9 protein-coding genes are annotated in these 12,759 nt (G+C 55.6%); 6 read left to right on the forward strand and 3 right to left on the reverse strand.

Features of this window, described 5'->3' with window-relative positions; genetic code table 11:
- Positions 1-125: 125 nt before the first annotated feature.
- The 5 genes from ACWI0H_RS18675 to ACWI0H_RS18695 are packed head-to-tail and all read left to right on the forward strand — an operon-like array spanning position 126 to position 4,907.
- The gene (locus tag ACWI0H_RS18675; protein ID WP_485874206.1) at positions 126-995 is read left to right on the forward strand and encodes a formate dehydrogenase accessory sulfurtransferase FdhD; all 870 of its coding nucleotides are present in this window, start codon (positions 126-128) and stop codon (positions 993-995) included.
- Positions 992-1,603, forward strand: coding sequence for a molybdenum cofactor guanylyltransferase MobA (gene mobA / locus ACWI0H_RS18680; RefSeq protein WP_485874207.1), 612 nt, complete (start codon positions 992-994; stop codon positions 1,601-1,603). The genes ACWI0H_RS18675 and mobA overlap by 4 nt, the downstream gene beginning before the upstream one ends.
- The gene (moeA, locus tag ACWI0H_RS18685) at positions 1,600-2,871 is read left to right on the forward strand and encodes a molybdopterin molybdotransferase MoeA (RefSeq protein ID WP_485874208.1); all 1,272 of its coding nucleotides are present in this window, start codon (positions 1,600-1,602) and stop codon (positions 2,869-2,871) included. The genes mobA and moeA overlap by 4 nt, the downstream gene beginning before the upstream one ends.
- Positions 2,868-3,860, forward strand: coding sequence for a GTP 3',8-cyclase MoaA (moaA, locus tag ACWI0H_RS18690; RefSeq protein ID WP_485874209.1), 993 nt, complete (start codon positions 2,868-2,870; stop codon positions 3,858-3,860). The genes moeA and moaA overlap by 4 nt, the downstream gene beginning before the upstream one ends.
- 3 nt (positions 3,861-3,863) lie before the next feature.
- Positions 3,864-4,907 (forward strand): CobW family GTP-binding protein, encoded by a 1,044-nt coding sequence (locus ACWI0H_RS18695; protein WP_485874210.1) that lies wholly within the window; start codon positions 3,864-3,866, stop codon positions 4,905-4,907.
- On the opposite strand, the gene ACWI0H_RS18700 is transcribed toward ACWI0H_RS18695, so the two are convergent.
- Positions 4,887-7,937, reverse strand: a complete 3,051-nt coding sequence (locus ACWI0H_RS18700; protein ID WP_101148125.1) for a bifunctional diguanylate cyclase/phosphodiesterase — start codon at positions 7,935-7,937, stop codon at positions 4,887-4,889. The two genes, ACWI0H_RS18695 and ACWI0H_RS18700, sit on opposite strands and share 21 nt — an antisense overlap.
- Positions 7,938-8,128: 191 nt before the next feature.
- On the opposite strand from ACWI0H_RS18700, the gene ACWI0H_RS18705 reads away from it, so the two are divergent.
- Positions 8,129-9,031 carry a LysR family transcriptional regulator gene (locus tag ACWI0H_RS18705; protein ID WP_485874211.1) on the forward strand — a complete coding sequence of 301 codons (903 nt, stop codon included), beginning with the start codon at positions 8,129-8,131 and terminating at the stop codon, positions 9,029-9,031.
- Positions 9,032-9,089: 58 nt separating this feature from the next.
- Here ACWI0H_RS18705 and ACWI0H_RS18710 read toward each other — a convergent pair whose 3' ends face one another.
- Together ACWI0H_RS18710 and ACWI0H_RS18715 are read right to left on the reverse strand one after the other, a co-directional pair.
- On the reverse strand, positions 9,090-10,607 hold the full coding sequence (locus tag ACWI0H_RS18710; RefSeq protein ID WP_485874212.1) for an NCS1 family nucleobase:cation symporter-1: 1,518 nt from the start codon (positions 10,605-10,607) through the stop codon (positions 9,090-9,092).
- 353 nt (positions 10,608-10,960) lie between these two features.
- Positions 10,961-12,322, reverse strand: coding sequence for an IS1380 family transposase (locus ACWI0H_RS18715; RefSeq protein WP_045812073.1), 1,362 nt, complete (start codon positions 12,320-12,322; stop codon positions 10,961-10,963).
- Positions 12,323-12,759: the final 437 nt, after the last annotated feature.

The raw sequence follows: 12,759 nt of genomic DNA on the forward strand, positions 1-12,759 counted from the left end.
AGAAAATAGTACTTAGAAAAATCGCACTTATAAGGATAGCGCTTGAATGGGTAGACAAGTAAGCATCCCCAGCGCCATCATCGTCAACCCTGTCGTTTTGCGAGAACTATTTCGCGAGGATTACCATGCCCGCCCTTCAGCCTGCCTTTCAGATAAGCCGAGCCCGCTTACCGGCCACCACCGAAATCAGCATCGTTGATGAATATGGCGATGCGCGTCAGCAGGCCATCGCCGCTGAACGGGCACTCACCGTGTATCTCAACAAACGTGAAATCGTCACGCTGATGACGCTGGGCGATGACCCTGAAGCGCTGGTCGTGGGCTATCTACGCAACCAGGGGTTACTGCGTGCCGCAGCTGATTTAGCCGCCGTGCAGGTGGATTGGGAAGTAGAGGCCGCGGTCGTCATTACACGCCACTTGCCCGAGGATTTAGAGACGCGGTTAAGCACCCGTACGGTGACGACCGGCTGCGGCCAGGGCACGGTCTTTGGTAAACTGCTCGACCAAACCGCTCTGACGGCGCTTCCTGATACGCAGTTAGCACAATCCACGCTCTATCAACTGCTGCAAAACCTCAACGCCTATAATGAGACCTACCGTAGCGCGGGCGCCGTTCACGGCTGCGCGCTTTGCCGCCAAACCGAGGTGCTCGACTTTGTTGAAGACGTGGGGCGGCACAATGCGGTGGATACCCTGGCCGGGCGCCAATGGTTGCAACAAGCCGACAGCGCCGATGCCGATATTTTCTATACCACTGGGCGACTGACATCTGAGATGGTACTCAAAGTGGCGCAAATGGGCATTAGCGTGCTGGTTTCGCGCTCCGGTGTTACCCAAAAAGGCGTCGAGCTGGCTGAACGCTTCGGCGTGATGCTGATTGCCCGCGCCAAAGGCCGCCACTTTCAGGCGATTAATACTCAGAATCGCTTGGCGCTGGATGCGATACCTAATCGACCATCTCATGCCCGTTCATCTAAAGAGGCAAGCTCATGATTCCCACTCACAAACTCACCGGCATGATTCTCGCAGGCGGTGAAGGGCGCAGAATGGGTGGCCGGGATAAAGGGCTTGAGCCATTCGCGGGCCTGCCATTAGTCGGCCATGTCGTAAAACGCCTTGAAGGCCAAGTAGCCGAGCTGCTGATTAACGCCAACCGCAATGCTGACGCCTACCGCTTCTTCGCCGATCGCGTGATTGCCGATAAAGAAGGCGGCTTTAAAGGCCCACTGATGGGTATTTACAGCGGCCTACGTGCGGCAAAAACGCCTTGGTTACTAGTCGCCCCCTGCGACTCCCCCGCCCTGCCTGACGATCTAGTCGCGCGCATGGTGGCAGGGATTGGCGATCATGATATCGCCGTGGCCTTTGACGGCGAACGGCTGCATCCAGTGGTTGCCCTGCTACGCACTTCGCTGGCAGATGATTTGGCCGCTACACTTTCCGAAGGCGAACGCAAGATTGACCGTTGGTACGCCCGCCATGCGTGGTGCAAGGTCGATATGTCGGACTGTCCCGATGCGTTTGCCAATCTTAATACCGAAGAAGAGAAGCTGCGTTTGGAAAGTCTGCTGGCAGCCGCCTCAGGGAAGGTGTCGACATGACGCTTTCCTGCTTTGACCTTGGTGAGCAGATGCTTAGCGTGGATGAAGCGCGCCAAGCACTCGCCACTTTGATTGAACGCCCGCTGGGCAGCGAACAGATTCCGCTGGCGCAGGCTCACGGCCGCCGGCTGGCCACAGCCATTCAGGCCCCCATTAATGTGCCGCAAAATACCAATGCGGCCATGGATGGCGTAGCGCTCGCCTTGGCTAAAGAAGGTGTTGGGGCCAAGCAAGCCCATTGGCCGCTGGCCGGTGAGGTGTTGGCCGGGCAGTATCGCAGCGAATTAGTACCTGCCGGTCACTGTGTGCGCATCACTACCGGCGCCCCGCTGCCGCCGGGCACCGATACCGTGGTGATGAGTGAACAGCTGCGCGAACCGTTAGATGATAAGCCTGCGCATGTGATCATTGAGTCGCCCGAGCTTCTCAAGCACGGCCAACATGTTCGCCAGGCCGGTGAAGATATTGCCACTGGCGATACGGCGCTACCTGCGGGAGCAAGGCTCGATGCCGCCTCGATGGGACTGTTAGCGTCATTGGGTTATGCAGAGGTTAGCGTGTGCCAGCGCCCCAGAGTGGCGATTTTTTCCACCGGCAATGAAGTCACGCCCCCCGGCGAACCACTACCCAAGGCCGGCATTTACGATGCTAACCGCTTCACGCTGATCGGCTTACTCACCGAGCAGGGGGCCGAGGTGATCGATCTGGGCATTCTGCCGGATGACTTAAACGCGACCCAAACGGCGCTTAAGCAAGCCGCCGAACAGAGCGATCTAGTGATCACCAGCGGCGGCGTGTCAGTGGGTCAGGCCGACTTTACTCGCGCTGCACTGGAACAACTGGGCCGCCTGGCTTTTTGGCGCGTGGCACTGCGCCCAGGGCGCCCCATGGCCTGCGGCTGGCTGGGCGAATCGCGCACGCCATTTGTCGGTTTGCCCGGCAACCCGGTCGCTGTCATGGTAACCTTTGGACAGTTTGTGACACCGCTGCTGGACCGCCTTCATGGGCAGCCCATGGCGCCACCCCATCGCCTGCATGCAATCGCCGATAACCTGTTAAAAAGTCGCTTAAAGCGTACTGACTTTATGCGTGGCGTTTACCATACTGATGAGAATGGACAGCTACACGTGCGCAGTACCGGCGCTCAGGGTTCGGGTATTTTAACCTCGATGGTGGCTGCTAACTGTTTGATTGAGCTTGCCGATGACCAAGACGGCGCACAATTAGGTGAGGTAGTCAGCATACAACCACTAACGGGATGGCTATGACCCAGCAACTAATCGACGACTTTGGCCGGCGCATTAGCTATGTGCGTATCTCGGTCACCGATCGCTGTGACTTCCGCTGCGTATACTGCATGAGCGAGGAGATGACATTTCTGCCCCGCGCCCAGGTACTCACGCTGGAAGAGATCGCCATGGTGGCCCGCGCCTTTACCGAACTCGGCGTGGAAAAAATTCGCCTGACCGGTGGTGAGCCTCTGGTGCGCCGTGATATCACCCAGTTGGTCGATGAAATCGGCTCGATGCCAGGTCTTAACGACTTCACCATGACCACCAACGGCGCCAGCCTGCGCAAACACGCCAAGCAGCTGTACGCCGGCGGTTTACGTCGGCTGAATATCAGCCTGGATTCGCTGGATGCCGAACGCTTCAAGCAACTCACCCGCACCGGTGATTTAGCCAAAGTCATCGACGGTATTCATGCCGCTCAGGAAGCAGGCTTTAAGCGTATCAAGCTTAACGCGGTGATCTTGAAAGGGCGTAATGACGACGAAGTCATCGACTTGGTCACTTTTGCCCGCCGGGAAGGCCTCGATATTAGCTTTATCGAAGAGATGCCGCTGGGCGATGTTTCCGATCACTCTCGGGCGGAAACCTTCTACTCCAGCGATGACGTTCAGACGCTGATTGAATCACGCTACCCGCTGATCCCCACGACCGAAACCACCCCAGGGCCCTCGCGCTACTTCCGGATGGCGGATAGCGACAGCCGGGTTGGTTTTATCTCACCGCATAGTCACAACTTTTGCGATACCTGCAACCGGGTGCGGGTGACCGTGGAAGGCCGCCTGCTGCTTTGTTTAGGCAATGAACACTCGGTGGATCTGCGTGCCGTGCTGCGCCGTCATCCCGGCAATATGCAGGCACTGAAAGAGGCGATTATCAACGCCCTGCCGCTAAAGCCTGAGCGCCACCACTTCACCACCGATGGTGATGTTCAGGTAGTACGCTTTATGAACATGACAGGGGGCTAGGCATTGGTGGGGGTGGCAAAAACAGCCAACACAAAAATACCGGTGCATATCATTACCGGCTTTTTAGGTAGCGGCAAAACCACGCTTATCCACAGCCTGATTGAACAAAAGCCTGTGGGTGAGAAATGGGCCATTCTGGTCAACGAATTTGGCCAGATCGGCATTGATCAGGCGATGTTTGATGCCCGCGATGATGTGGTGGTGAAAGGCTTGCCCGGCGGCTGCCTATGCTGCCAGCTAGCGTTCGTGCTTCAGGCGGCGCTGGTCAATTTATTGGCGCGCAGCAAGCCCGACCGAGTGATTATTGAGCCCTCTGGCCTTGGCCACCCGGCAGGGTTGCTGGACCTGCTGCGCGGCGAGGCGTTTCAAGACGTGGTGGCGGTGCAGGATATCATCGCCACGCTTGACCCACGCCGATTGGATGAAGCCCGCGTGCGCGAGCACGACACGTTTCAGGATCAGCTAAATATGGCCGACGCCATCGCTATCACCATGGGCGAGCAGGCAAGCAACGCCCAGCACCAACAAGCGCAGCAGTTTATCAGCACGCTATGGCCGGCCCGTAAATGGGTGTACACCGTTGAGGAAGGGGTACTGCCGGTGTCGCTCATCTTGGACAGCGGCCAGGCGCGCCAACAAGATCAGCCTGCGATGCCTGCCGAGCATCAGGCTCTGGCAGCCAGCCCTAGCCTAGAGGGCGCTTTTTTCGATTTTCCGCCCCCTCCTGGCCAGCCCCAACAGCAAACCGCCACTGCCCTGGGTTACACCAGTACGGGCCTGCGCTGGCACCCTACCGAGCGATTCGACCTTGATCATCTCGCCTATTGTTTTAGCGAGCTGCCCACTACGGCGCGGGTAAAGGGAGTATTCCACACCGCTGACGGCTGGAAACGGTTCAACCGCGCGGATGGTGCCCTAAGCGTTGCCAGCAGCGCTTGGCGGCAAGACTCGCGGCTTGAGGTGATTACCCCCGAGAGCTTTGAGCACGCCGCGCTGATCGCGGCGTTACTCATCAAGCTGCATGCCTCAAGCGTAGGACTGAGCTAGCACGGCTGCTTCAATGTCATTAACGGACACCGGCCGTCCGAACAGATAGCCCTGAAAGGCGTGACAGCCATGGGCCATCAGCCACGCCTGCTGTGCTTCCACTTCCACCCCCTCGGCAATCACATCCAGGTTTAAGCTCTTCGCCAGGGCAATGGTACTTTCCACAATCGCCGCGTTTGCTTTGCTCTCTAGCACTTGCTGCACAAAGGATTGGTCAATTTTCAGCTGGTCCAACGGCAGTTGGGCCAAGTAAGCCAGCGACGAGTAGCCGGTGCCGAAGTCGTCCAGCGAAAAACGAACGCCCAAGGCTTTTAGACTGAGCATTTTATCGCGTGCATCGTCACGCGCCTCTACAAACAGCGTTTCAGTGACTTCTAATTTCAGCTGCTCTAGCGGCGCTTGAGTGCGCTGAAATACCTGCTCGACCCGCTGCAGAAAGTTGTTCTCGCGGAATTGTAATGGGCTGATGTTCACCGAAATCGTGAGCCTATCCAGCAGCGGCGAACCTGCCCACTGGGCTAACTGCTGGCAAGCCTCTTCCAGCACCCACTCCCCGACATCATTAATCAGCCCTGTGCTCTCTAGCAGCGGTATAAACTCGCCCGGCGAGACTAACCCACGCTCAGGGTGCTGCCAGCGCAGTAGGGCTTCAACGCCTATTAATCTACCCAGACGATCAACCTGAGGTTGGTAATGCAGCTGCCATTGCTGATGCTCAAGCGCTTGGCGAAGATCCGACTCTAGTTTTACCTTAGCTAGCAGTTTTGCCTGCATGGAAGGGTTAAAAAAGCGCACTGCTCGTCGGCCGCTGGATTTCGCCTGGGAAAGTGCCATATCTCCCTGTTGAAGATAGTCGTCTGCACTGCGCTGGCTATCTGCGATGATCGTAATACCTACGCTAGCGGTGACTAACGCACTCTCTTCCCCCACGCTGATCGGCTCATCCAGCGCAGCCAGCAGCTTATACGCGATATGTTCAGCCAGTTGCTGAGTTTGCCGGGGGCTACCATCAATCCCTTCAATCAGCACCGCAAACTCGTCGCTTCCCAACCTTGCCAAGGTGTCGGTATCTCGCAACATTTGCCCAAAGCGCCGGGCAACACTTTGCAACAGCTGGTCGCCCGCATGGTGGCCTAGGGTATCGTTAACATGATTAAAGTTATCAATATCGATCAGGATTAACGCGCCACAGCGCTGATGGCGGTTAAGCTCTTTTAACGCTGTACCAATACGGTCAATAAACAGTCGGCGGTTAGCAAAGCCGGTTAACGGGTCATAAAAGGCAAGCTGGTGGATCTCCTGCTCGGCCGCTTTACGCTCACTAATATCGCTCATGGTCGCCACGTAGTGAGTCAATTCACCGCCGTGGCCATACACGGCGCTAATGGTCAGCCATTCAGGAAACAGCTCGCCGTTTTTGCGCTGATTCCATATCTCCCCTTCCCAGTTACCCGTTGCCATAACGCTACGCCAAAGCCGACGATAAAACGCAGCGTTATGGTGGCCGGAACTAAACATACGCGGGTTTTTGCCAATCACCTCCTCGTCGCTGTAACCGGTAATACGCTTAAAGGTGTCATTAACCTTCAGGATATTGCCCCGCGCATCGGTCACCATAATGCCTAAATGCGCCTGGAATGCAGCAGCGGCGATTTGCAGTTCAACCTCGGCTTGCTTCGCGTCGGTAATATCGCGGGTCACAGAAAGCACTCCTTCAAAGTATTTTGTTTTGCTTGCCAAGGGGCTAACAGTGGCATGAAAGTAACGTTGCTGTTGGCCTAGCATCAGCGGGTATTCAAACGTCGCCACCTGACGGGTTTGCTGAACTTGATGAAAGATGGCGTCAAAGGTGTTTGCCAACGCGGGGGGCAACACCTGCTGATAGTGCAATCCTAGAGCTTGCTGGCTACCCAAGAGTAGCTTGTCCTTTTCGATGGCATGGATAAAGCGAAATCGTCCCTCACCATCAAATACAAAAATCAGGTCTTGTAGGGAGTTAATCAGCGCATCCATCCGCATCTCACGGGTCTGCAACTGATAAGAGAGCGCGAGGCGGTTCAAATAGTGGCGCACTCCCCACGCCCCCAATAGCACAATAATCGCCATAACGCCCGTTAACACCAGTGTTCGCTGTCGCCAACCTGCTAATAACTGCTGCACATCCACGCCCACCGCCACCAGTACCGGATAGTGACTGACTCGTTGCAAATGGATCAGATGCTCCCGCCCATCAATGGGTGAAAGCGCGGTAAATGTTTGTGACGCTTCTTGCGTCTTGAGCCACTGTTGCGTAGCAGAATCTTCAATTTGCCTGCCCACGGTAGCGCCGTTTGTGGGCATGGGATGTCGGGCAATTAATTTGAGATTAGAGTCCACCAAGGTCATGCTTTCGCCGTCATAGACGCGCATTTGCTGCAGCGCTTCGATCAGGGTCTGCGGCACCAGCCGAGCAACCACCAAGCCGTTAAAATTACCGTTTGCATCATTTACCCGCCGAGCGTGATAGAGGTAGAACTGCTGGTTCTGTGATGACCAGTAAAGCGGCGTAACCAGCTCTTGCTGCTTGCCTTGCTGGAAAGAGCGAAAAAAATCAGTCTCACTAATATCAAGACCCGCATGCCGGTTATTGCTACTACTTACCCAGACACGCCCTTGGGCATTGAGAACGCCAAGCTCATCAATTAGTGGCATATAGCCAGCCAAACTTTCTAAAGCATACTGTATGCTCGCCGTATTATTGAGGCCCGCCCCTCCGACACTCTCCACTCGCTCCGCCAAGGTAAAAAGTGCCTGCCCACTCTGCCCCAGCATACCCTTTGCCCACTCGGCCACTACATTCGAACGCGAAATAGCTCGAGACTCAGCCGAGCGGATCTCTTGCTGGTACTGCCCTTCCAATAACCAACCGAATAGCAGCAACATAATGCATAGAGCCAACGCAAATATGACGATGGCTTGCCGCTGCTGTTGGCGATACATCGGAATTGCTTGAGTACTGCGGGTTAACTCATCACTGCGAGAGGAGCGCATCAAATATTGGCCTTATTCAAGTGTCGCGCAGGCGCACCTGATACAGTGTAAAAAATAACAGTGAAAGATACACCACAGCGACTTCATGGTCGCAATGCTAGATAGTGGCGCTTCGCTTTTTTGATGTATATCAATTTTTTGTCTAACCCAATGCAGCAAAAAAGCCCCCTTTTCCTGATCAAGAGGCAGCTATGGCATCACTAGGCCAAATGAGCGACTACGAAATACGCCTGATCCGCATTTTTAAGACGGTCGTCGAGTGCGGCGGCTTTACGGCGGCGGAAACGACACTCGGTATTAGCCGCTCGGCGATTAGCCAGCACATGAATGATTTAGAGGGAAGGCTGGGGTTTTCACTCTGCCAGCGGGGGCGCAGCGGGTTTAGCTTAACAGAGGAAGGTAAAGAGATTTATCAGGCGGGACTCACGCTACTAACGGCCCTGGAAACCTTCAAAAGCGACGTAAACGCCTTACACCAAACGATTAAAGGCGAGCTGAATATTGGCATTACCGACAATCTAGTGACGCTTCCTGCTATGCACGTGACCAACGCGCTGGCTGAACTTAGCGCGACGGAACATGAGGTAACGCTGCATATTCATATGGAGCCTTCCGACGCCGTTATTCGAGGCGTGATGGATGGCCATTTGCACGTCGGCGTAGTGCCCGCGGTAAACCTACCCACCAGCTTAGAAACCCGACACCTTTATGATGAGCCTTCCTACCTTTACTGCGCCGCAGGGCATCCGCTGTTTGCGGAACACGATGATGCACTCAGCGCTGCAGATATCGCCCAACACGCTGCTATTTCACCTCGTTATCCGCTTCCGGTTGAGGCACGCCAAGCCCATGATGCGCTCACGCTCCGCGCTTCGGCATCCGACCGCGAAGGTGCGGCCTTTTTGATTCTTACCGGGCGGTTTATCGGCTTTCTTCCTGAACACGTGGCCGAGCAGTGGGTCGCGGCAGGCAAAATGCGCGCCCTTCTCACACCCACCCAGCACTACCGCATTCCGTTTGTGCTGGTCACCCGTCATGACCGCCGCCCTAACCGTGTAGTCGATGCTTTTTTAGGTTTAATCAAAAGTAGCTAATCTAAAAGGCAGGCTTCCGTGCCAGGCTTTAAACATAGCTATTGATTACCACTACTGATTAACGCTGCTCAGTGACCTCACTGGCCATTAACGGCGCAGGCCCTGCCTGCGGAGACGACGCCACGACTTGGCTGGCAGCATAGTAAACAATCGCCCCCAGCGCCGACCCAGTAAACCACCCATAATCGTAGAACCAGTTCATCGTGCCTGTCACCAGAGAGATCAAGGTGAGTAGCACCGGTACACCAAAGGCGATAAACCCAGCCATGTTCACCGCAGGATAGGCGTGGTTATCCATATAGAGGCTAGGCACATCCAAGCGCTGCTTTTTAATCAGGAAGTAATCCACCGCCATAATACCCGCTATCGGGCCGAGCAGGCTGGAGTAACCGAGCAGCCAGTTGGAGTACATCTGCTCAAGTGACACGCCTGGAGGAATCACACCTGCCTTTTGCAACAGATCGTAACCCATCAGCAAAACACCCACCGCCCCGGTCATCAGCACACCGCGGGTCTGGTTAATCAGTTTGGGCGCAATATTCTGGAAATCATTGGTTGGCGAAACAATATTCGACGCTGTGTTGGTGGAAATCGTGGCAATGATGATCAGCAGCATCGCCATGACGACCCAAAAGGGGCTATCGATATAGCCAATCAGACGCACCGGATCGGCAACGGTCTGGCCCACCAGCGTCTCGGACGCCGCTGTTAACACGACACCGAGGGCGGCAAAGAAGAACATCGTCAGCGGTAAACCGATTATCTGGCCAGCAATCTGGTCTTTTTGGCTTTTGGCAAAGCGGCTAAAGTCAGGGATATTCAGTGACAAGGTGGCCCAAAACCCCACCATGGCGGTCAAGCCTGCAAAGAAATAACCATAAACGGAAGCTCCCTCAGGGCGCGATGGCGGCTGCGCCAGCAGCTCGGTCATCGACATATTCGGCCAAGCCCATATCATCAGCCCAACGCCCACTGCCAACAGCAGCGGTGCAGCCAAGGTTTCCAGCCACTTGATTGACTCCGCACCGCGAATCACCACATACAGGTTCATGGCACCGAACACGAAAAAGCCAATCACCTCCCCCACACCGCCAAGCGCCGCCCAAGCGGGAATCAACTCAGACAACAGCAAGTGAATCGCCAGCCCACCGAACATGGTCTGAATACCAAACCAGCCACAGCCGACTAATGCCCGCACCAGGCAAGGCACATTGGACCCTAAGATACCGAAGGAGGAACGTAAAACGACGGGAAAGGGAATGCCAAATTTAGTGCCAGGAAAAGCGTTTAAGGTAAGCGGAATCAACACGATGATATTCGCTAATAGAATGGCAAACAGTGCCTCGCCAACGCTCAAGCCAAAGTAGGCGGTCAATACGCCGCCCAGCGTATAGGTGGGAACACAAATCGACATCCCGACCCACAGCGCCGCAATGTTCCACTTGCTCCAGGTGCGCTCGCTGGCCTGGGTAGGCGCAATATCCTCGTTGAAGCGAGGACTATTGCGCACATCCTCACCGACTTGCAGTTCAATCAACCCCTCTCTGTCGATCATCTGGGTTCTTGAGCCAGTCATTTTATTCTCCTCAGCAGCGATATTGCCGATCGCATTCACGGGTTCAGCTCTTGTTACAGCAATAAACATGCCTAAAAAAAAAGCATGGCCGTTAACTTATTGAACCAAAAGCTGACTTAAATCCTGAATCCGTGAAGCCGGCGCCGACACTTTCCCTATCACCGCCAGCGAGCACTTTTTGATCATTCGCCCCGTGCAAGTTGGCTTTCGCAAGCCCGTTATTGCCAAAACCCACCGTGCTGATCGGTGCTGACGGCCCGTTTTGTCATGCCTTTCCACCCGCCAGGCACGACATATCTGGCGATCGCGTGTCGCTTGGAACTGCTTGTGGATAGAGTGTCGCCGATTGACGGTCAGCATGGCGTTCCTCGTGGATAACGCAGTCGGCTCCGCAGCGTCTTGAGCACCGTCATGCGCCCGATATCCTGCCCGAAGTCGAGGATGATCTGCCGTGCCTTGTGAATCACGAGAGCCGCACGGTGCACCAGCTCTTGTAGCACGGTGCGCAGCCGGCGCCGCTTGGCCGGGTGGCGAACCGGGCTCAGCTCGCCGGTCATGCCCAGCTGTCCCATCAGGCGCAGGATGTTGTAGGCCAACTGGGCGAGATGCAGGATCAGATCGTTGGTGGCGAACTTGCCGGACGGCAAGCGCTCCAGGTCGAGATCGGTCTTGATCTCGCTGTGAAACTGCTCATGGGTGGCATGCGCCTGGTAGCGCTTGATCACCGCCTCCGGCGCCTCGTCCAGGCTGGTCCACCAGCCTTCCAACTCATAGTCCGGTTCGAGCAGCAACTGGCCATCGCGATCGGCGGTGCGCTCTACCAGGCGCATCACGCGTTGGACGACGTATTCGGTCTTGTTGTCGTCGTGGATCGAGACGGTCTGCAGCCACAGCGCCTGGCGCTTGCCAGGACGCAGCTCTTCCCAGTAGTCCGCCGCCACCGCCAGCCAGGTATCTCGATCAGCCGTGGCCGAGCCGCGCGGGTTCCATTTGACGACATAGTCGAGCCGGCGCCCCTCGTCGGCAAAGACCTGGCGCTGCTGTTCGAGAAGCGCCAGGTGCGCCTGGCTGTCGAAGCCGCTGTCCTCGCGTAACAGGATCGGTTGCTTGGTCAGGCCTTGGGTGCGAGGCAGCACCCGCTCCAGGAAGGCGTTGCTCTCCTTCATGGTGTGCTGCTTGCCAGGCCGCAGTTCCAGACCCAGGCACCACCCTTCGTTGCCCAGATAGGCGGCGATCGGTGTGTAGCCATCGACCTTCTGGTAGGTCCGCGAGACGCCTTCCTTCTTCGAGTTGCTGTTGTCCATGACGAAGGTGTCGATGTCCAGGCAGACGTGCGTCGTCTCGGCGGTGATCGGTGCTTCGATCAGTGACAGCAGGGTCGTGGACCAGGTGGCGGTGCGCGCCTGCAGGTCGTTGGCGGCAAGTTTCTCCAGCCGCTGTCGCAGCGTCGCCGCGCTCGGCACCTTCTGCAGGGTCAGCAGTTGTTGGAAGGGCTTGTCGCGGCGGAAGTTCTCGACAGCGTCATAGTCGCTCATGCCCAGACACAGCAGGCCCAGGTAGCTCTTGATCACGTCACTGGTGCGCATGCCCAGCGTGGTGGGGAAGCGGCTGTCGATGCTGTCGACGCCAGCGATCTCGAAGCATTGCCCGATGATGGACAGCCCGGCGTGGCTGGTGAGGGTGCGGCGACTGGCGCGGAACTTGACGTTGGGCATGGCACTGTCTGGGTGAATGGCGATATTCGCTATATTGCCATGCAGTTCAGTAGGTTAGAAGCATTCCTGGGGGCCGGTCTCACGGATTCAGGTTAAATGGCAGACAGACAATCACTCCCCATTGAATTGTTATTGTTTTAATCAACACACACTAACTCCCCTAAAAAACATAGCTGGTTAAAAAAATAGCGCACCAAAAAGAAACGTTAAATTTCAGACAAACCATGAATAAATATACTAAGCGATTGATTTATAAAATAATAAATAAATCACCATTCATGTGCACGCATTCACCAAATGAGTAAAAGCAATGATAAAAAGCAATAATCCCATATAAAATCAATTAGTTAATAAAAACGAATACCCACAGTAAAAAAACCTTGAAAAGCGACTGTATAAGGGACTATGTTCAAAAAGCTGTCAAATATGACAACTTT

Source organism: Halomonas sp. NYA30 (genome assembly GCF_976980765.1).